The 19,231-nt window shown below is 46.3% G+C and carries 16 protein-coding genes; 6 read left to right on the plus strand and 10 right to left on the minus strand.

Annotated elements, in window-relative coordinates; all coding sequences use genetic code 11:
* Nucleotides 1-103: 103 nt before the first annotated feature.
* Entirely contained in the window at nucleotides 104-1,462 is a 1,359-nt protein-coding gene (locus tag ACK8OT_RS06355; RefSeq protein ID WP_410195660.1) for an aminotransferase-like domain-containing protein, read from the minus strand.
* A gap of 127 nt (nucleotides 1,463-1,589) precedes the next feature.
* Here ACK8OT_RS06355 and ACK8OT_RS06360 point away from each other — a divergent pair, with 127 nt between their 5' ends.
* Complete coding sequence (locus ACK8OT_RS06360; protein ID WP_410195661.1) at nucleotides 1,590-2,453, plus strand: NAD(P)-dependent oxidoreductase; 864 nt, start codon at nucleotides 1,590-1,592, stop codon at nucleotides 2,451-2,453.
* Nucleotides 2,454-2,466: 13 nt separating this feature from the next.
* On the opposite strand, the gene msrA is transcribed toward ACK8OT_RS06360, so the two are convergent.
* Complete coding sequence (msrA, locus tag ACK8OT_RS06365; protein ID WP_410195662.1) at nucleotides 2,467-3,096, minus strand: peptide-methionine (S)-S-oxide reductase MsrA; 630 nt, start codon at nucleotides 3,094-3,096, stop codon at nucleotides 2,467-2,469.
* 269 nt (nucleotides 3,097-3,365) lie between these two features.
* Here msrA and glpX point away from each other — a divergent pair, with 269 nt between their 5' ends.
* Nucleotides 3,366-4,376 carry a class II fructose-bisphosphatase gene (glpX, locus tag ACK8OT_RS06370; protein ID WP_410195663.1) on the plus strand — a complete coding sequence of 337 codons (1,011 nt, stop codon included), beginning with the start codon at nucleotides 3,366-3,368 and terminating at the stop codon, nucleotides 4,374-4,376.
* Between the two features lie 82 nt (nucleotides 4,377-4,458).
* Here the strand turns inward: glpX and ACK8OT_RS06375 are convergent, their stop codons facing one another.
* From ACK8OT_RS06375 to ACK8OT_RS06385, 3 genes are all read right to left on the minus strand, one after another.
* Entirely contained in the window at nucleotides 4,459-5,379 is a 921-nt protein-coding gene (locus ACK8OT_RS06375) for a LysR family transcriptional regulator (RefSeq protein WP_410195664.1), read from the minus strand.
* Nucleotides 5,366-6,301, minus strand: coding sequence for a LysR family transcriptional regulator (locus ACK8OT_RS06380; RefSeq protein WP_410195665.1), 936 nt, complete (start codon nucleotides 6,299-6,301; stop codon nucleotides 5,366-5,368). Before ACK8OT_RS06380 ends, ACK8OT_RS06375 begins: the two co-directional genes overlap by 14 nt.
* Before the next feature lie 109 nt (nucleotides 6,302-6,410).
* Nucleotides 6,411-7,370, minus strand: a complete 960-nt coding sequence (locus ACK8OT_RS06385; RefSeq protein ID WP_410195666.1) for an OmpA family protein — start codon at nucleotides 7,368-7,370, stop codon at nucleotides 6,411-6,413.
* Nucleotides 7,371-7,706: 336 nt separating this feature from the next.
* Here ACK8OT_RS06385 and ACK8OT_RS06390 point away from each other — a divergent pair, with 336 nt between their 5' ends.
* Nucleotides 7,707-9,026, plus strand: a complete 1,320-nt coding sequence (locus tag ACK8OT_RS06390) for a hypothetical protein (RefSeq protein ID WP_410195667.1) — start codon at nucleotides 7,707-7,709, stop codon at nucleotides 9,024-9,026.
* A 75-nt stretch (nucleotides 9,027-9,101) separates the two neighbouring features.
* On the opposite strand, the gene ACK8OT_RS06395 is transcribed toward ACK8OT_RS06390, so the two are convergent.
* On the minus strand, nucleotides 9,102-9,908 hold the full coding sequence (locus tag ACK8OT_RS06395; RefSeq protein ID WP_410195668.1) for a DsbA family protein: 807 nt from the start codon (nucleotides 9,906-9,908) through the stop codon (nucleotides 9,102-9,104).
* A gap of 504 nt (nucleotides 9,909-10,412) precedes the next feature.
* Here ACK8OT_RS06395 and ACK8OT_RS06400 point away from each other — a divergent pair.
* Nucleotides 10,413-10,841, plus strand: a complete 429-nt coding sequence (locus tag ACK8OT_RS06400) for a MerC domain-containing protein (protein ID WP_410195669.1) — start codon at nucleotides 10,413-10,415, stop codon at nucleotides 10,839-10,841.
* A gap of 1 nt (nucleotide 10,842) precedes the next feature.
* Complete coding sequence (locus ACK8OT_RS06405) at nucleotides 10,843-11,493, plus strand: DUF1826 domain-containing protein (protein WP_410195670.1); 651 nt, start codon at nucleotides 10,843-10,845, stop codon at nucleotides 11,491-11,493.
* 216 nt (nucleotides 11,494-11,709) lie between these two features.
* Here ACK8OT_RS06405 and ACK8OT_RS06410 read toward each other — a convergent pair whose 3' ends face one another.
* Nucleotides 11,710-13,410 (minus strand): vWA domain-containing protein, encoded by a 1,701-nt coding sequence (locus tag ACK8OT_RS06410; RefSeq protein ID WP_410195671.1) that lies wholly within the window; start codon nucleotides 13,408-13,410, stop codon nucleotides 11,710-11,712.
* Nucleotides 13,411-13,658: 248 nt separating this feature from the next.
* Between ACK8OT_RS06410 and ACK8OT_RS06415 the strand changes: the two genes are divergently transcribed.
* Nucleotides 13,659-14,930 (plus strand): hypothetical protein, encoded by a 1,272-nt coding sequence (locus tag ACK8OT_RS06415; protein WP_410195672.1) that lies wholly within the window; start codon nucleotides 13,659-13,661, stop codon nucleotides 14,928-14,930.
* Nucleotides 14,931-15,109: 179 nt separating this feature from the next.
* Here ACK8OT_RS06415 and ACK8OT_RS06420 read toward each other — a convergent pair whose 3' ends face one another.
* From ACK8OT_RS06420 to ACK8OT_RS06430, 3 genes are read right to left on the minus strand one after another with little or no spacing between them, the layout of a single operon-like run.
* A complete protein-coding gene (locus ACK8OT_RS06420; RefSeq protein WP_410195673.1) occupies nucleotides 15,110-17,041 on the minus strand; it encodes a hypothetical protein in 1,932 nt (643 codons plus the stop codon).
* 12 nt (nucleotides 17,042-17,053) lie between these two features.
* Nucleotides 17,054-17,695 carry a hypothetical protein gene (locus tag ACK8OT_RS06425; RefSeq protein ID WP_410195674.1) on the minus strand — a complete coding sequence of 214 codons (642 nt, stop codon included), beginning with the start codon at nucleotides 17,693-17,695 and terminating at the stop codon, nucleotides 17,054-17,056.
* Complete coding sequence (locus ACK8OT_RS06430; protein ID WP_410195675.1) at nucleotides 17,696-19,231, minus strand: hypothetical protein; 1,536 nt, start codon at nucleotides 19,229-19,231, stop codon at nucleotides 17,696-17,698.

Genomic DNA, 19,231 nt, shown 5'->3' on the forward strand with positions numbered 1-19,231 from the left:
ATTTTGAGATGTAGAAGCCGAGCTCGCTCGGCGAATAATTATCGCTTATTCCCTGAGCAAGCTCAGGTCCCACAAAAACATCAATTTAAAAGTTCAACAGTGTTTACAGGGATGGAGGATTTTTAAGTAGCTGATTTAGGGTTTCTAGTCCTTGGCGCAGCACTTGTTGGCTACTGGGTGCCATTAATGACAATCGAACCGCGTTGGCGGCTTGGTGTTTATCAACGCTAAAATGCGCAGCGCTGCTTACTATCACGCCGTTTGCTCTGGCAGCTTGGCGAAATGATTCACTATTCCAATACTCAGGTAGATACAGCCAACAATGATAGCTGCGTAGTTGGGATTCAACATGCCATTGGCCTAAGGTTTGCCGCATGATTTTTTGTCTTTGCTCGGCTTGTGATATTTGCTGAGCCATCATTTTTTCTAGTCGCCTTTGCTGGCTGAGCCGAGCCATTAACTCGAGACTCAGGCCGTTGTTCATCCAAATCTGATGGCGGACTTGGTTGTTTAACTGCGCAGTAAATTGCGCAGGTCCATAAATAAAGCCGACTCTAAGGCCGGGTAAGATGGCTTTAGATAAGCTGGAAACATAAAAACAACGTTCAGGGACAAGGTTGTACAAGGGCGGATATTGGCCCTTGTTCAAAAAACCATAGATATCATCGTCAAGTAGCCATAGGCGATATTTTTTTACCACCGCTGCTAGCTTGTGGCGACGCTTGAGTGACATGATAGCGGTGCTTGGGTTTTGGTAACTGGCCACCACTAACACCAGTTTAATGCTGTGCTGTTCACACGTCTTGGCCAAGCTAGTCGGGCACATGCCTTGTTGATCCATTTCTATTGGCACCACTTGGCGACCAAGCTGTTGGCAGATAGTTAGGGCCCCCGGATAAACCCATTTTTCTAAAGCAATCTTATCACCGGCTTGGGTTAAGGTTGAAATCAGCAAATACAAGGCATGCTGCGCGCCGTGACTGAAAACCAATTGCGTGGGATTGTCTGCATTCACGCCAAGGCTTTGTAACCATTGGCAAGCCATATGTTGATAAGGGGCTAGGCTGTGCTCATCGGGATAGTTTAGCAGCGAGGTGGCCATGGGCTGAGTAGCGAAGCTAGCCATTACTTGGTCAAAGTCAGACTGAACGAGCTCAGGTAATGGCTGAATAATGGACAAATTACAACTTTGTTGGCCGGTTTGGATCACATTGTTCAAATCTTGCTGACCGGCAACAAACGTCCCTTTACCGACGCGACTGACAAGATAGCCCTTTTGCTCTACTAAACGATAAGCGCGACCAACCGTGGTGGGGGTTATCGTCAGCTGCTTGGCCAATTGGCGGATAGCAGGTAAGGGTTGTCCCGACGCTAGAATGCCAGCGTGTATATCATTAATTATGCACTCGGCTAACTGGCGGTAGCCCTTTAGCGAAGAGGTTAGCGTGGGGGACCAGCTCATAAATAATCTCTAAGGTAATACGCTTTGTAAAATTGTATTACCTTAGGGGTGGCAATGGCAGCTTTTTTCGCTGTTGATTTATTGCTGAAGGGTTATAGTCAATAACATCAATGAACGGGAGGTCGCAATGAAATTAGCATTTATTGGTTTGGGGGTAATGGGTTACCCAATGGCAGGGCATTTACAGCAGGCCGGTCATCAAGTCACTGTTTACAATCGTACTCAGGCGAAAGCACAAGCGTGGAGCGCTCAATACCAAGGCGCAAACGCAGCTACACCAGCCTTAGCCGTTGCGGATGCCGATGTGATCTTGATGTGTGTGGGTAATGATCAAGATGTACGCTCTGTGGTATATGGCGAGCAAGGGATCTTGGCGGGTTGTAAAACGGGGGCTATCTTGGTCGACCACACCACTACTTCCGCGGAATTAGCTCAAGAGCTAGCGCTAGCTTGTGCAGAGCAAGGGATTGGGTTTGTTGATGCGCCTGTTTCCGGTGGTCAAGCCGGGGCTGAAAAGGGCTGTTTAACCGTGATGTGCGGCGGGCAGCAGGGCGAATTTGAACAGATCAAAGCAATTATTACAGCATATAGTAAAAGTGTTGCCTTGCTGGGTGAGCATGGCGCAGGGCAAAAATGCAAAATGGTGAATCAAATTTGCATTGCGGGCTTATTACAAGGTTTGTCGGAAGGCATCCATTTTGCGCAGCAGGCAGGTCTTGATGTCGAGCAGGTGATTGAGGTGATCCGCCACGGCGCCGCGCAATCATGGCAAATGGAAAATCGCGCCAGTACCATGAATGCTAATCAGTTTGATTTTGGCTTTGCCATTGACTGGATGCGTAAAGATCTGGGTTTTTGCCTTGCAGAAGCCAAGCGCAATGGCGCTAAATTACCCGTCACCGAGTTAGTTGATAGCTATTACAGCGAACTACAACAACGCGGCGAAGGGCGCTCGGATACCTCAGTATTAATTAAGTTATTAACCCAATAACGAGATGATTACCTTAAAGTTGCGGCGGCAAACACACTCCATTGGCCCCTAAGCCACAATAGCCATTGGGATTTTTCGCCAAATACTGTTGGTGGTATTGCTCGGCGTAGTAAAAGCTCTGCCAAGGCAGTATTTCGGTGGTAATAGGAGCGTTAATACCTTTTTCTTGCAAGGCTTGCTGGAATAAGGATTGGCTTTGTTTCGCCAAAGCCAAATCGGCATCATTATCACAATAGATGGCACTGCGGTATTGGGTGCCTAAATCATTACCTTGGCGCATGCCTTGGGTGGGATTGTGTTGCTGCCAAAACAGGGTTAATAACTGATATAGGGTAATTTCGTTAGGATCATAAATCACTTCTACTAACTCGGTATGCCCAGTCATGCCGGAGCATACTTCTTCATAGGTCGGGTTGGGAGTAAAACCGCCGCCATAGCCTACGCTGGTATATTTCACGCCGGCTTGTTGCCAAAAAAGGCGCTCCGCGCCCCAGAAACAACCCATCCCAAACCAGACCTTTTTAAAATCGGCTACACTTTGTAATTGTGTATTAAAAACAAAATGTTCGCTTGGAGTGTAAATGGCTTGTGGGCGACCGGGTAAAGCTTGGTCGGCGTTAATCATGTGTTGTAAACCTGCCATAGATATTCCTTAACATATACTAACTTTTCGTCTTAACTTAGCTGATACGAGGTCAAGACACTGTAGATTATCGCCAATAATTTATCGCAAAAGGATCATATTGGCGTCATTTGGGTATAAGATACGCCTGTTAAAACAGATTAATCCAGCTGTTATACGAATTAAGCAGATTGAAAGACTTATTACTGTATTTATAGCAGCTAATACTATGCCGTTATAAGGTCGTTATGTGCTAATATCGCGACCGCGGCAACTTGGAGTAGTGAAAGATGAGACGTGAGTTAGCGATCGAAATTTCCCGAGTCACTGAAGCAGCAGCATTGGCTGCGTATAAGTGGGTTGGTCGGGGCGATAAAAACATAGCAGATGGCGCGGCAGTGGAAGCGATGCGTCACATTCTGAACCAAATTGATATCGATGGCGAAATCGTTATTGGTGAAGGCGAAATTGATGAAGCCCCCATGCTTTACATTGGTGAGCATGTGGGTAGTGGTAAAGGTGATGCAGTAGATATTGCGGTTGACCCGATTGAAGGGACGCGCATGACAGCGATGGGTCAATCCAATGCGGTTGCGGTGATTGCCGTGGCAGAAAAGGGCATGTTCCTAAAAGCGCCTGATATGTATATGGAAAAGCTAATTGTTGGTCCAGATGCTAAAGATGCTATCGATCTAAATCGCTCCCTTGAACAAAACCTGAAAGCGATCGCATTTGCGTTAGGTAAGCCACTGAACAAGTTAACGTGTGCCACCTTGGCTAAGCCGCGTCACGATAAAGCCATTAAAGAAATGCAAGGCTTAGGTGTACGTGTTTTTGCTATTCCAGATGGCGATGTGGCGGCCTCTGTGATGGCCTGTATGCCAGATAATGAAGTGGATTTACTTTATTGTATCGGCGGCGCGCCAGAAGGGGTTATTTCTGCGGCAGTGGTACGTGCCTTAGATGGCAACATGCAAGCGCGTTTATTACCTCGCCCGCTAGTGAAAGAGCCAACGGAAGAAAACATTCGCATTGGCGAAGAAGAAGAACGACGTTGTGAAGCGTTAGGCATTAAAGTTAAAGAAGTATTGACCCTAGAAGAGCTAGCGCAAAACGATAACGTTATCTTCTCGGCAACCGGTATCACTAAAGGTGATTTACTTGAAGGTGTGGCGGTGAAAGGCCGTTTGGCAACAACGGAAACCTTAGTGATCCGCGGTAAATCAAGAACTGTACGTCGAATTCATTCAACGCACTATCTCGATCGCAAAGACCAAGCATTAAAAGACATTATTTTTTAATCGGTCAGCTTGTTCGAAAAACCAGCCCATGTCGGCTGGTTTTTTTATACCTGTTTTTCGCATTTTTCGCATTCGCAATGTCTTAGCAATATTGTTTAATGACCTCTAGCCAACGTTGACGAAACCAGCGATGTAATGGGTCTTTATGACTTCGACTATGCCAGTAAAGCATCAAATCGACAGCGGCAATACAAGGTATGTCTAAAGCACATAAGCTTTGTTTGGTTGCTGCATGAGTGGTGAACTCATTGGGCAATACCGCAATATGCTTACCTGCTTCTAGGCCAGCAATTAACACTGCCATAGAGCTCGTATGCAAGGCGACTTGTCGCTTCAGTTTGTGTTGTTTATAGAGATTGTCCACCATGGGCTCAACGGCACCGGTAGGACTGTAACGAATGTGACTGTATTGAGCCGTATCAGCTAAAGTGAGGTTGGTTTTTGTGGCTAATGGGTGACTTGCCATTACAAAAAAACGATAGTTAATACTGGCAATTTTTCTTGCGTGGATATTGGCAGGCGCATCAAACATACCTCCTAGCACAAGATCTAACTCACCATTTTCTAGTAACTCAATGATGTTTTTGGGTCGATAAACAAATTCAACCGCAAGGTTGGGGGCTGATTGTCGAAGTTGCGTTAACACCTCAGGCAAGAATTGCGATGCAGCAAGATCAATGGCACTAAAGCGAAACATACCACTGGCAGTTGCTGGATCAAACGGTGGTGGATGCAAAATATCTTGTGCAACGGCTAAACTACTTTCTAAATGGGGTTTTAATTTAAGCGCTTTAGCACTTAATTCAAATCGTTTATTGGCGCGAATTAAAATCGGGTCATCTAATATTTGGCGCAGCTTTGCCAAGCGTTGACTCATGGCGGGCTGGGTTAATTGTAGCCGCTCGGCGGCCTTACCTACTTGTTTTTCTTCTAAGAGAGCGGCCAAAGCAACCAGTAGATTCATATCTGTTTGCTGCAATAATAATAAATCAGATTTGAGCATTGGCTTCCTTTAGTGGTGCAAGCAAAACGTGCTGTTGATAGATATCTAAAAAAATGGCGCGAGCCCATTCATGCATCGGCTGGTGAGTAAGATGCTGTGGCCAAACCATTAAATTTTCTACATAACCCATAGGACGATGGTGATAGTTGGCTTGGTTTGGTTGTTGCAGTAACAAGTGCAGTAATGAGTTTGGTACGCTGGCACTGAAATACTCGGTTTTTAGCGCAGCTAACATGACCAGTAACGAGCTAGAGCGAAAGCCGGTCGTGCTGACCGCTTGTTTAGCTTTTGTTGCTTGAGTAAAGTCCAGATCCTCCGCTAATGCATAGCTGGCATGAGTCAGCTCTGTGGTTGTCATGGCATGTTGGCCTTGCAATAGATGCCAAGCCTCATTACCTATGGCGATGCTGTGACAATTATCGGGTAATTGGCTAAACGCGCCGATGGCGAAGTCTAAACTGCCATTACTGAGTTGTATTGCCATTTGGTCACTGGGAGAGACTAACTCTAGCTCTAAAAATGGAGCCTGCTCTGCAAATGTGTTTAGCAATGCTTGTATACAAAGGCTAGCCGCTAAATCATTCATGCTAAAGCGGATCACCCCGCGCACGCGGCTGGCGTCAAACTCCGCGCCTTGAAAAACAAGGCTAGTTACTTGAGCAAATTCAGTTAACTGACGTTTTAGAGAGTGTGCTCGATTGGTCAGGATCATGCCTTTACTGCCTTTAATCAGTAAGGGATCATCGAATAAATCCCTCGCTCGATTCAAAACATGACTGATGGCTGATTGGGTCATGCCTAGACGCTCTGCAGCTCGCGAGACATGAGCTTCATCGAGTAGCACTGCAAGGTTAACAAGCAAGTTTAGATTTGATTGGTGTAAGCTGGTTAGCGCGGCAGGATCGTTTTTCATTTCCGACATAATTAGGGTATTTGCCGGTAACATATCAGTAAAATGGTGATGGGGGAATTCTATAAACTCATTTAATTTACGCAGCGCTGAAACCGCGCTGCGTCATTTATTATCGAAATTATTTTACTTCAACTAGTGTTTCACCAGTGATATCGATGATCACATTACGATCTTGGGCGCGTTCGCTTTCGGCAACGCCTTTCGCATCCGTATCGCCTTTCCAGTTGGTATCTATGTCTTCAAGCTTGATGCCTTGTTGTACTAGATAAGATTGTACTGAAGTGGCGCGAGCTTGTGATAGACGCTCGTTATACTCTTTATTACCTAAGTGGTCTGTTGCACCGATCAAACGGATCTTAGCGGTGTCGCTAGCACGGTAGAATTCAATTGCTTGGTCTAGCTGTTGTTTTGCTGTGTCAGTTAATGCATAAGAATCAAAACCAAATAGTACAGCGTCAGCATATTGGTTAACACGCGTTTCATAAACGGGTGATGGTTCAATTGGCTCTGGCTCGACAGGTAATGGCTCGGCTATCACTTGCTCTTGGCCTCGGCCAAAATGAGCAACCAACTCAATACCAAAATTGTTCACGTCGGTTTTTACGTTATGTGAACGGCCAATATTTTCAATGCGACGGTAGCGTGCTTGTACGTCTAAGGTATCATTGATGCGGTAAGTCGCACCTACACCACCTAGTGGTGATAGCCCTTCATCACGGTGACCTAGCGAGTCAGAACGGTAGCCGAATGCACCCACTTCACCAAATAGAGAAACATTTTCAGTAAGCGGTAAACGACCAATGATAGAGGTGTTAATACCCTGAAGAATACTGTCTTCGCCTGGTAGCTCAGTTTTACCTAAGTGGTTGTAGCCCGCTTCAATAGCGAAGTTATCATTGAATTGGTAACCCGCAAAGCCATTGAAACTTTGGCTTTTATCGTCACAAGATGCGGCATTCACTTGGTCACAGGTGTCTTCGTGTTGAGATAAACCCGCACCACCACCAACGTAAGGGTTACCCGCTAATACAGCACCTGAAGTTAAAGCTAATACGATTGCAAGAGATAATTTTTTCATTGTCTACCTTTATATTCTTATTGTGAATCAGTAACTCGCAGCCTAAGTGGCGCGTTTGAGCTGATGGGGGCAGTTTAGGGAGAACAGTCCGATAAGAGAATAGGGTTAGATTAATGTTAGATATGAATGTTACTTATATTAATGTGATCTAGATCTCGTGATTAGCGCTTGGATAAGCTCTTGCTTGGAACAAGGTAAAACAAATCAATGCGAATAAAAAACTATCGAAATTAAATAAATCAATAGCATAAAAGTGATTGTATCAAATTAAAATCACATTTTTGTGTTGTTTTATTAGCTATATTGATTTTCTTTCACATGATTGAGGCTAAAGTTATGAAGTTGTTGCTTATCGGAAGCTTTATTGTTTTGCTCTGCTCTTGTGGCGGCGGCTCGGGGGAGTTAGACAGCTATCAACTACCTGAATACACCGCCTTCACTAGTACTCATATTGAATCAGATCCAACCGATATTTCTCCTATTATAGAAAGAGTTAAAAATTATGATGTAGTCAGTTTAGGTGAGCCTTCACATAGTGGCTCTGTGGTACATTTTTTAAAAAGCCGTTTATTAAAGGGTTTACACCAGCAGGGGCAGCTTGACATGATCGTGTTTGAAGCTGGCTTTTATGATGGGCTTGTCGCATGGGAAAATTATTTAACGGGTAAGCAGCCTTTGATCGAAGCTATCACTGGTCCCGATGCCAACTATATGTTTATGCATCGTCATAGTCTTGGTGTTTCTCAAATCGTAAATTATGTGAATGACTTAGATCAGGTAAATGACCCGCTTATTCTAGTTGGCTTCGATGCTCGAATTAACAGTGATCCCGCTTGTGTTGTAAAGCCTGAGCTAGGTACCAGCGTCATGCTAAACGAGCTAGAAAATTATTTAACGGATAAAGCAATTGATACTGAGGATATGGCGACTATTCACGAAATTGCTCCACTGATGATGTGTCCTTGGTATACAAAAGTGGTTTACAACGGAAACGTAACTTTGCATCGTCGCCTAATATCAGCCTTAGTTTCATTACAAGCTAAGTTAACTTCTCAGATTGCCAATGAAACGATCCCCCCCTATGACCCTACGCAACCACGTGATTTCCGTGACTATGCAAGCTTTTGGTTACAAATAGTGAAGGGGATGCAGGGTCATGCCAAAATGCAAAATAATGATCTTTACTATCCTATTGCTGATATTAGCTCAGCAGATAATGTGCGCTGGTTAAGAGAGGTTTGGTTTGGTGCGACAGAGCAAACTGCCATCTGGGGTCATAACATTCACATTTCTAAGGTGGCAGATACGGTTCCTGAGACCATGAAGGTTAATCAGCCCAACTTATCTACCTATAGCATAGGCGTTATTGATAACGGTGGTACATATGCCCCATATACGCCCGATCATACACAATGGCAAGTTGATACTTATAAGTTTAATCATTCGACGGATAGCCTAAACGGTGTTTTAGGCAAAATGCAGTTACCTAACTCATTTATTGATTTTGATGAAACTAATATTGGGAACAAACTATTTTCAGGCAAACTCTATTTTTACTACCACGGGGGGTATCCAGAAAAAACACCGCCGCAAAGAATTATGGATGGGATAATTTTTATTCCGGTAGAAGAGGCAACAAAGTCTCGTTATGAGTGAATTTAGCCCTGTTTGTGTCAGGGCTATTGAAGCATTAGCCTATGCAATATGAGCATAGGCTTTAACTCATGTCGCTTACTTTTCAGTTAACCACACAATGGCTTGCTCCATTTGCTCTATGCTGTCAAAGCCACGGTTAAGTAAAACGTATTTACCACCGACCACAAGTGTGGGTACACCTGTGCTTTGCAGCTTACTTTCAACAGCAAAAGACGCATCGAGTGCCGCTTTTAGTTCATCAGATTGACTGTAGGCTTCAAATTTTGCTTTATCAACACCTTGCTCGGCAAGGAAGGCTTCAAAGCTGGCTTGATCTTTCACTGTGCCATTTTGGCGCGCTTCAAAGTAAGCTGGGTGTGCTTTTTCTAGTACATTAAAGTGTTTAAATGCTTGGAAAATAACGGCATCAAATACCCAGTTTTGGTTCAGTAATGAGGCGTTTGCTGTGACTTTTAGCGCTTCGTTATCTTTTAATTTATACATTAAAGGTTCGGTTGCCTTACAGGCTGGGCAGCCATACCAGAAAAATTCATATACTTCATTAGGTTGCGCAGCAATAGCGGTTTCTAATACGCGATAATGTACGTCTTGTTGGAAGGGGTCGTTTGCAGTCGCGATGGCGGCTTCGGTTAACACTGTTTCTTCGTTATGAGCATGGCCTTCGTGTTCGTCTTTTTCAGCATCATTTTTTGACTCAGTTTGCTCCGCTTCAGGTTGAGTTGTTGGCTCTGCTGTCGGCGCTTCAGTCTTCGCTTCAGAAGCTTGTTCGGTTACTGTCACTGCATTCTCTGCAGCGGTCTCTGCTGTTTTAGGTTGTTCACTACAAGCAGCCAGTGTGGCGCCAAATAACACGGCCAAACTTAATTTAGTAATCGGTTTCATTATGCATCCATGAGTGTTGGTAAAATAAATAAAGTTTTGATTATGCCTGAGATAAATATATTCACCACCAGTTTGACTTAACTTTACATTTACCACGAGGCTGTAGCCATGGCATATCTTAACGCCACACCTTTATGCAGAGCGCCTTAATGTGCGGCGCAAGGGGGATGAATCCAAAGTAGAGATGAATTAATAAAAGTGAAATACCACAGCAGCAAAAATGCCTATCAGAGCAGCAAGCCAAACATATTTATCGGTTAACATAGGTTGGTTCCTCCATTTAGTTGTTCTAGTGTAGCTGAACATCTATGTAGTGGATGTGTCTTTAGACGCAGATTTTGCGCTTAGTTTATATTCCCTTTCTGCTTGAATTTGCCCTGCTGTTGGCTAGGTCGCACCTCTTTATTGCATCGTTTATTTCTGTTGATGGTAACGCTTGATCATAAGCCAAAATTAACATAGAGTTTTTGTTATATTATAACATATCAATTGATCGGGTTTATCATGGACAACCAAACAGCAAAAATCACATCCGGAAAAATAAACAAGTCTCTGGCGGATAAATTAGGAATGATGTTTTCGGGTTTATGTTTAGGCCACTGTTTACTGACGCCTGCTTTGGTCTTGCTGGTTGGCTCAGAAGTATTTGGTTTTGCATTAGCCTCGGAATGGCCGCACCGAGTGTTTCTTGTTTTTGCCTTGCTAATGGCGGCATTAAGTTTCCCTAAAACGTGGCGGCAAACGGGCAGTGTATTACTAATGGGGATAGCCGGTATTGGTGTCATGGGATTAGTGGCAAGTGCGCTTGTCCATGGTCCAATGGAGTTAGTGTTTACGGTTATTGGCTCAATTTTCCTAATTGCTGCGCACGTTATGAATATGCATTTGTCATCATCGTTATTGCCAGCGCCATTAAGCCAAATGGAGCAATAAAATGGCGCTATCTAATCGAGAACATTTACCTCAGACAAGCTTTGTTCAAGGTGTCACTCCTGACATTTTGACCCAGCTGTTTTGTCCAGAATTTAACTTGATTAATTGGCAGCGTCAGCTTAGTGCAGAAATACAAGGTTATGCCCATCAAGTTAATCAGCTCAACATTAATTTTGCGAGAACACTCAGTCCAGATGAGGTAACGTCCACACTCGCGCAGGCGCTACCTGACGGTATAGGTAAGCAAGCATTTTGCGCTGACGTCGCGTTATTAGTAGATATGTTTAGTTGTTTGATGGATTGCGACAACGTAGGGGTGCGCTTGGCCACCTTAGCAACGGCGATGTGTCCAAGGTTTCATACCGATAAAGTGCAATGCCGCTTAGTGACAAGTTACACCGAGCTTGGCACGCAATGGTTAGACAATGCCTGTCTTAATCGCAGCAAATTAGGTTGGGGCAGTCAGGGCTTAAGCGACGAGGAATCGGGATTACTTCAACAACCAAGTGATATTTACACGGCTCAGCCTGGTGACGTGTTATTGCTCAAAGGGGAAGCTTGGCACGACAATCCAGCCAAGGGCGTGGTGCATCGTTCGCCACAACTGAAAAAGGGACAAAAGCGATTGGTGATCACCTTAGATCCTGCGTAAAAAGCGAGTAATCAATTCACAATGAAACGATATGTTTTTATTGAGTATAAATTGGCTATGGCGCAATCTTTTTTGGGACTCATTTTGGCACATGTTGCTCGTTTGCTTCGTGAGTTTGTTGCCGTATGTATTAGTCAATAAATTCCTTACTAAGCCAACGACTAGTCATAGTGACTAAGGCTGGCCTAGAAAGTCAGGTTAATAACGATTGAGGCCTTACTGAGTCGCCTGCGCATTGCGGATCAGTTGGATCAGCTCTTGGCGATATCCCCACTTATCTTCGTGCCCCTTTACTGCTTGCTCCGCGCCTGTTAGCGCATCCATTAGGGTGTAATCATTTAAATAACGACTGTGACGCAGTGACTGGGCAAAGCCAGCTACGTGCACTGCCAGCTGCATATCCTTACTTGGATTTTGAGTAGGAGCATGCACGGGCATGGTGATCAGTTGGGATTGAGTTGAATCGGGTTGTTTATAACGCACTTTGACATGCGCCCATTCGCCATTAGTTTGCCCTTGAGACGGTGCTTTTTCTTGGCTTTGATAGCGCAGTGGATCGTTAAAGCGGAAATTGCCTGCGGTTGGCACTATTTCATACAACGCGGTGACGCTGTGACCTGAGCCCATATCGCCAGCATCCACGCGATCATTGTTAAAGTCCTCTTGGGCTAACACACGGTTTTCGTAGCCGATCAAGCGATATTCACTGACATAAGCGGGGTTAAACTCCACTTGCAATTTGACATCTTTGGCCACGGTTTGCAGGGTGCCCGTTAATTGGTCCGCAAAAATGCGTCTGGCTTCATTAAAGCTGTCGATATAAAACGCATTGCCGTTGCCATGATTTGACAAGGTTTCCATCAGATGGTCGTTGTAATTACCAGTGCCAAATCCCAGCACGCTTAAACAGATGCCGCTGTCGCGTTTTTGCTCGATCAGATCTTTGAGGGCGTCAATACCTGTGGTGCCAACGTTAAAGTCGCCATCGGTGCCAATTATCACCCGGTTTAAACTGTTTGGCTTAGCGTGCTGGGCGGCAAGTTCATAGGCCAATTCAATGCCGGCACTGCCATGAGTACTGCCGCCAGCTTTAAGCTGATTAATCGCGGCATTGATAGTGGCCTTTTGATCGCCAGAGGTGGGCTCAAGTACCACGCCACTGTCGCCCGCATAAACCACTATGCTGACGTGATCTTGTGGGCGCAATTGCGCCACCAGCAGGTTAAAGCTGCGTTGCATTAAGGGCAGTTTATCGGGATCGCTCATGGAGCCTGACACATCCAGCAAAAACACTAAGTTCATCGGCGCAAGTTGATCGAGGCTGGATTGGTAGGATTGCAGCGACACCCGCATTAATTGGGTGTCGGCATTCCAAGGCGTTGGCATCCATTCGGTGTCTAGTGCTAACGGCTTGGCTAGGCTGTTGGCGCGTGGCCAGCCGTAATCAAAGTAGTTAATAAACTCTTCGACGCGTATGGCGTCGGTGGGTGGGAGTTGGCCTTGGTTCAAAAAGCGGCGCGCATTGGTGTAGCTGGCGGTATCCACATCGGTGGACAAGGTAGATACAGGCTCATCGGCCACGCGTTTAACAGTTTGCTCATCTTGTGAGGCGTAATTTTCTCTATTTTGCTCTGCCATTGGTATGACATCCGGTGCGATGGGCATTTTTTGAATGGCCAGATGGCTGGTTTTGGCTGTCATGATTGGTGAGGCTATGTCGATTAAGGTGTTAATGCCTTCGACCAGTTGATCTTCATTGTGTTGTTTGGTCTCTTTGCTTTCAACATGAGCAGGTTCAGCATGAGCTGGGTTAGCGTTATTTGATTGATTGTCATTAGCGGGGGTATGACCGCCGCAAGCCCAAAGAGCCAAAGACAAAGCCGAGACGGTAAAAATCCGGTTGGTAGCAGGGGTCATAACAAGCTCTCTTTTCGTTTTTGCTAGGTTGTGTCAGGCGTAAACATCCTAGTAAGCAAAAAGGGCTAAATAAATCGCAGCATGACTGCGGCTGCCACAGTTGGGCAGGTGTCAAATTTTAATCATTTTGTTGTTGTGTTGCCCCTAGCTTTCGTTTTTACTCTGCTGCTAGGGACAGAAGCTTTGTTATGGTGCTTCTTTAACGGTGCGCGATAGTCGCACTTGTTTGAGTGATGTTTGGATGTGTTATGAATTATTACCAAGTGAATATTTTGCTACCCGAGCCTGCCGATGCAGCCCGTCTTTATCAGCTAAACCCAAAGCGCCATGGTCAGTACTTAAGTGACGTGTTGGCAGAGTTATTTGATTGTCATAATGCGACCGGCGATCAAGACATCAATATTGAAGGTTTTGATTGTTTCACCAATGAGCTAGAAATAAATTGCTTGGGCTCGAAATTCCCTATGCATGAACTCATTGAAGTGGTCAAGCCAACTCAAATTGATGTTAGTCATGGCATAAAGCTGACCACCTTTGCTGATGGTTATCGTGAAAAAAATCAATACATACTGGATGGCAAAAAGACAACCGCCGCTAAATTTAAGGCTTTCTACCAAAAGCATAAGGTGGCCGACCCTACGGTGGAATGTTTGCGCTTATTAGAGGCATACGAATTCGATAAGGTGTACGACTACCTGCCCCATGTGGATTATTCACGCATGACTTATGGAGATAATTGGCGAACTTGCTTAATCAACACGCATGCGCATAGTGATCTGCTGATCCACCTCGTTAAACATCAGGTTATTCCAGAGTTTCGTAATACTCGATACGATCAAGGCGATGATCATTTTAGTCAGATAATCACTTCAGGCAGTGTAGCTGCCCTTAAATACTTTATTGCAGCGGGCTATACCACATTTACTCGAGAGCCCGAGATGTCGGTATTTAACTATGCTTTAAAAGCTTGTGACGACGATGGCTATCGCAAGATGCGTTTATTGCTTGAGCACTTTCCCGATCAGATAACCTCAGTCACGCCGAATGGTTCGCCGTTATGGCAACACCCCCACCTCCGAATGTTATGTGAATATTTGCAACAGCATGGGGCTAAGGTTGTCGCGCCCCAAGGCTTTTATGATGAGCTCAGCCCTAAAGAATGTGCCTTACAAGCAGCGCAGCACAATGATATCACTGCCTTTGCAAGTTGTTATCAAACCGATTGGCATCTAGAGGCGCTCAAGGTTGCCCTTGCATCCCAGTCGGGTGACATTGTTGAATTTCTAGATAATGAGCAGCCGATCGATTGGCTGGAAAACAACCTCTTGCAGGAGTATATCGCTGAATCTTGTTCCCTAGCTCGTAACTCTCCATTGATCGTGGCGCATATTAAGGAAAGGCTGAAACACTTAGTTAAAGAGAAAAAACGGCTTAAAGTCGATGTCGATGAGGCACTGGTGAAGCAGTTTCGCTCGTTGGAGTCTCGATTACAGCGGTGGTTAAAAAAATACCAAGCTTAATTTTGGCGTTTTTTTGTTTTCCCCAATAGGAAGGTGTCTTGTTAGTGTGGGGCTTGTAGGCGCCCCAGTAATGGGCGATTTTGGTAATTAATCGCCGCATGACTGCGGCTCCCACAAAACGGTAGCTCTGACAAAACTGGGTCTGCCACAAAGCAGCAGATCCCTCCTCATCTTAACTTCTACAGCTTGGTAACCCTCACTTGCTTTGGCGGGTTTGGTTGCGCCAGTACAAACGAGGCAAATGCGCCGCGATGGATTGGCGAGGCCACGGGTTGACCGAGAAAGTCATGGCTAAGGTTTACGCTATCGCTGCCGCCAGTGAGCGCGGGGGAGGTTTGCTCTAGGCTGGCTGGGGTTAAGCTGGCAATTTGTGGATCGGCAATTTCATCGCTGCTATCCAGCCATTCGGTAAAGTGGGCGCGATCTTTGTCACTCCAGCTGTCGCTGGTGGTGTTATAGAGTAAGTTGTTGCTTACTTTTATCCAGCTTGGCGCATCACCGCGTTTACCGTAAGTGAGATAGGGCATGGGATGACTGACGCGGATAACATTGTTGCTGACACTAAAGGTCGCGCCTTGGTCGGTGCCCATGCTGATGGCTTTAGGCTCAACATGGTTGGGTTTGCCGCCGCGGATATAGGTGCGCGAGGACTCATCGGAGACATCATAAATGGTGTTGTTGTAGACATCAAAGTGCCCCTTGATGCCCCCGCCTAAGGTGATGCCGTAAGGAGAGGTGCCATTGTTTTCCTCTGCCACGGGGCCAAGGCCTGCGTTGATGATGACATTGTTATACACCTGTGCATCCACCTCCCAACAAGCAGGGCGCTGTTGTACTCCGTTGCTGTCTGTGTAGGTGCGGCTGTAGGTGTGAATGTTAATCCCCGAGCCTTTTTGGTTCACTATGTAGTTGTTGTGCGCCTTTAGCACGCTGCCGGGTTTAAAGCCGCGGCAGAGATCATAGCCATAGTTCAGTTGATCGTAAAAATGCAGACCAAATTTGGCCTTGTTATCGTTTAAGTGGTTCCAGCCAAATTCCCAGCCACTAATGGGTTCGTTGCCCTCGGCTGGAGTACGTATGGTTAAATAAGTGGTGTGCTGAAAATGTGATGTTTGATCGCAACCAATGTCGGTGATTTGATTACCAAAGGCTTTGAAGTTGTCGTTGCTTGCGCCGCCCCCGACGATAGCCCCCGACCAACCGTTTGAACACGTGCCGTCACGCTCACCAATGGCGTTACCCACAGCGCGTCCCCATTGGTTGGTTGATAGCTGTGAGGTGGAATTTTGCGGGTTAGGCACGGTTTGATACGGCGCGCCTTTGCCCATGTCTTCTTGGTTGCCTGCCAGCACCTTATATTTGGAGATAACGATACCGCGGCTTAAATACGGGTAAATGCCTCTCATTGGCCCAGATGCAAGGGCTTGGGTGTTGGGATAGCTAGCAATGGCGATTTGTTTTTCTTGGGTGCCTTCAAGGCCGACTAACCAAAGGCCTGCGCCAAGGGACTGACCGCCGCTAAGAGGGTGTTGCTCTTGGATCTCTTCTACGCCGTGGGAATAAGCGATATCACCTGCTTGTAATAAACGATTACCCGGCGCGCGGGCACCATAGGTCATGCCATTAATCACTTGAAACGGGTCGTCAAAGCTGCCACTGTTTTGGTTATTACCGCCCGCCTTTACATGATAAATATTACCTTCACGTACGGTAAAGGGCAGGGTGTTGTCACTGCTAATACCCGCTTCATCAACAAGGCGAATACTTGCTTCACCAAGTCCTACACTTGTGGGAATCGAAAAAGCGACTTCATACAGTTGATGCGATGTCCATAAATCGGCTGGGCCACTGGGCAATTGGCCATCGGCTTTTTTCCAGTAGTAGATGTGTGCGGCGGGGTGAGATTGACCTTGTTGGTCAACGATCGAGACGGTGCCTTGATTATCGCCTAAACGATAACCCCACACCGTCACGATCGCCCCTTCTCCCAAACCGTCGCCTAAGCCTGCATTGGGCCCTGAAACTAAATCACTAAAGGCTAAATGAGGGGCTGGCGCAGCCCAACCATTTAGACTGGTAATGAGCAGCAAACAACTAATGAAATATCGCATCGCTTTACCTCGTTATTGGGCGCTGACAAATTGGCTGATACGGCCATTGCTATCAAGGCTAGCTATTTCAAATTGATAGTCACCTTTGGGCAGCTCGATTTGCCATTGTGTTTGATCGCCTGCAATGCTCACTTCCCCCGAGGCTTGAGTATGGCTGTTGGTCCAGCGCAAGGTGTAGCTGGCTATATCACTGGGCAACAGTTCGCTGCCATCAATGCGTGAATCGGGCGTTTGCCATTCAATTAAATAACGCTCGGTTACTGCTGGTGTATCAGGCTCTTGAGTTGGAGCCACTGTCGGCGTAACTGTAGGTGTTAGGGAGGGTGTCACAGTAGGCGTTAGGGTTGGTGCTACGGTTGGTATTACTGTAGGCGTTGGGGTTGGTGCCACGGTTGGTATTACTGTAGGCGTTGGGGCTGGTGCCAGGGTTGATGTTACCGTAGGTATCACAGTTGGGGCAATACTCGGTGTCACGTTTGGAACAAGTGTTGGTGTTAAGGTCGGAAATACCGAAGGCGTTACGCTTGTTATTACCGTCGGTGCTACGGTAGGTGTGTTTTCACCGGTTTTTTCATCGCTGTCGCTCGAGCTTCCGCCACAGGCGGTTAAGATTAGCAGTGCCAGTGGCAATAATAGAGTAGATAAGGATTTCATTTAGCCTCCTGGCTGGTGTAATTGATAAACAAGAAAGAGCGGTGGACGAGCATAATTGTTGAGGGTGTCGGCGTTTTTAAAGGCGACATAGAGTTTGCCTGTCTCGGCATCATAAGCGCCTCCTTTTAGGTTAATCAGGCCGATGCTGTCGAGTTTGCCATAGTCATATGGGCGCATATCCCAAGGCTCCATTTCACCATTTTTCACTTTTAGCATGTCGGTGACGCGCCACAGCCAGTAATAGCTGTAGTTATCAGCGGCGGCCAAACTACAAGGTCCGCCGCATAAATTACCGTTATCTTGGGTGGCTTTATAACCGATGCCAGACTCATGGCCACCAGAATTGCCTATGGTGAGATACGTATTGGTACCGGGAATAATGACACCAAAGGCGGCTTCACTGAGTGCGGTCCACAGCTGATTTTGTCTGTCTTCGTTGTACAAAATATCCTGCACGCTGATGCTCATATCACCATAAATGGTCTTGTCATAAAGCATTTGCGCACGTCGATGAGGAAAATCGAGCACCGCTTCGGTGGCAACAGGACCATTGGTTTGTTGCAGCATGGTTTGTCTGGGCGACCAAATAAAACCCGATGGCCCAGTCGACAAACGACTGTGAATAGAGCCGTGGGCATGACCTGAAATATGGGTGCCACCAAAGTCAGCTTGCCAATTTTCGGGCACATCTGTTATCCAGCCTGCGACATGGGCTGCGCCATCAAGTTGATACGGACCGTGCATTTCACTATTGGCCAGATCGCTGGCATCGACAAAGCGCACCGAAGTGTCGGTTTCGCCGCCGCCGGCATCGTACCAGTTCATGTAATTAACGATGAGCTGACCGTCGAGTAAATACATGCCATTGACCCTAAACCAGTTGTCGATGCCGGTATCGACGCGGTCGGTATTATGAAAGGGGGCGAAATTTTGCAGCGCTTGATCGCCCACATTAAAGTCGGCGGGATCGCGACTGTTTACCACCTCGGGGATGGCAAACTCGGCGATGCCTTGCTCATAGTCATGACCGACCACAAACAGGGATTGATTGTTGGGATTAAATGCAATCGCCGCTGGCGAGTAGTTCAAGTTAGGGTAAGCTGAGTCGCCGAATTTACCTGATGATAAACGAAAGCCGCCAAGGTATTGCATGTCGCTGATTTGCCACAAGGGTAAGCTGGCATTGTCGGGCTGCTGTTGCTCGCAGTGGCTAAATTCAAAACTGCCAGTCCAAGGTGTTAACGCGCCTTGCTCACATAGCCTCGTTTGCTGCTCACTTTGGCAAACTTCAGGAGCAATCACCACAGGGGCTTGATAGCGGGTGCGACTTTGCAGCTCACCTTCGGGTAATCCTTCACACAAATTGGGCTCTGCCGATGGCGCTAATGAAGGTGTGATGGAAGGCGTAATGCTTGGCTGGCTGGTTCCATCGTTAGCTGAGGAGTCATTACTTTCTCCACCGCCTCCACCACAAGCGATTAAGGCCAAGCTTAGGCTAATAAGCGCCACGGGGCGCAAAATACAATGAGTTGGCAT

Source organism: Motilimonas thetidivivens (assembly GCF_046452435.1).
Taxonomy (GTDB): Bacteria; Pseudomonadota; Gammaproteobacteria; order Enterobacterales; family CBDFNC01; genus Motilimonas.

Bases quoted from the DNA above. Each gene is read 5' to 3' on its own strand.
- ACK8OT_RS06410 (WP_410195671.1), bottom strand. From the start codon at position 13,410: ATGACCCCTGCTACCAACCGGATTTTTACCGTCTCGGCTTTGTCTTTG.
- ACK8OT_RS06420 (WP_410195673.1), bottom strand. From the start codon at position 17,041: ATGCGATATTTCATTAGTTGTTTGCTGCTCATTACCAGTCTAAATGGT.
- ACK8OT_RS06385 (WP_410195666.1), bottom strand. From the start codon at position 7,370: ATGAAAAAATTATCTCTTGCAATCGTATTAGCTTTAACTTCAGGTGCT.
- ACK8OT_RS06400 (WP_410195669.1), top strand. From the start codon at position 10,413: ATGGACAACCAAACAGCAAAAATCACATCCGGAAAAATAAACAAGTCT.
- ACK8OT_RS06405 (WP_410195670.1), top strand. From the start codon at position 10,843: ATGGCGCTATCTAATCGAGAACATTTACCTCAGACAAGCTTTGTTCAA.
- glpX (WP_410195663.1), top strand. From the start codon at position 3,366: ATGAGACGTGAGTTAGCGATCGAAATTTCCCGAGTCACTGAAGCAGCA.
- ACK8OT_RS06380 (WP_410195665.1), bottom strand. From the start codon at position 6,301: ATGTCGGAAATGAAAAACGATCCTGCCGCGCTAACCAGCTTACACCAA.
- ACK8OT_RS06390 (WP_410195667.1), top strand. From the start codon at position 7,707: ATGAAGTTGTTGCTTATCGGAAGCTTTATTGTTTTGCTCTGCTCTTGT.
- ACK8OT_RS06360 (WP_410195661.1), top strand. From the start codon at position 1,590: ATGAAATTAGCATTTATTGGTTTGGGGGTAATGGGTTACCCAATGGCA.
- ACK8OT_RS06415 (WP_410195672.1), top strand. From the start codon at position 13,659: ATGAATTATTACCAAGTGAATATTTTGCTACCCGAGCCTGCCGATGCA.
- ACK8OT_RS06355 (WP_410195660.1), bottom strand. From the start codon at position 1,462: ATGAGCTGGTCCCCCACGCTAACCTCTTCGCTAAAGGGCTACCGCCAG.
- ACK8OT_RS06430 (WP_410195675.1), bottom strand. From the start codon at position 19,231: ATGCCAACTCATTGTATTTTGCGCCCCGTGGCGCTTATTAGCCTAAGC.
- msrA (WP_410195662.1), bottom strand. From the start codon at position 3,096: ATGGCAGGTTTACAACACATGATTAACGCCGACCAAGCTTTACCCGGT.
- ACK8OT_RS06375 (WP_410195664.1), bottom strand. From the start codon at position 5,379: ATGCTCAAATCTGATTTATTATTATTGCAGCAAACAGATATGAATCTA.
- ACK8OT_RS06425 (WP_410195674.1), bottom strand. From the start codon at position 17,695: ATGAAATCCTTATCTACTCTATTATTGCCACTGGCACTGCTAATCTTA.
- ACK8OT_RS06395 (WP_410195668.1), bottom strand. From the start codon at position 9,908: ATGAAACCGATTACTAAATTAAGTTTGGCCGTGTTATTTGGCGCCACA.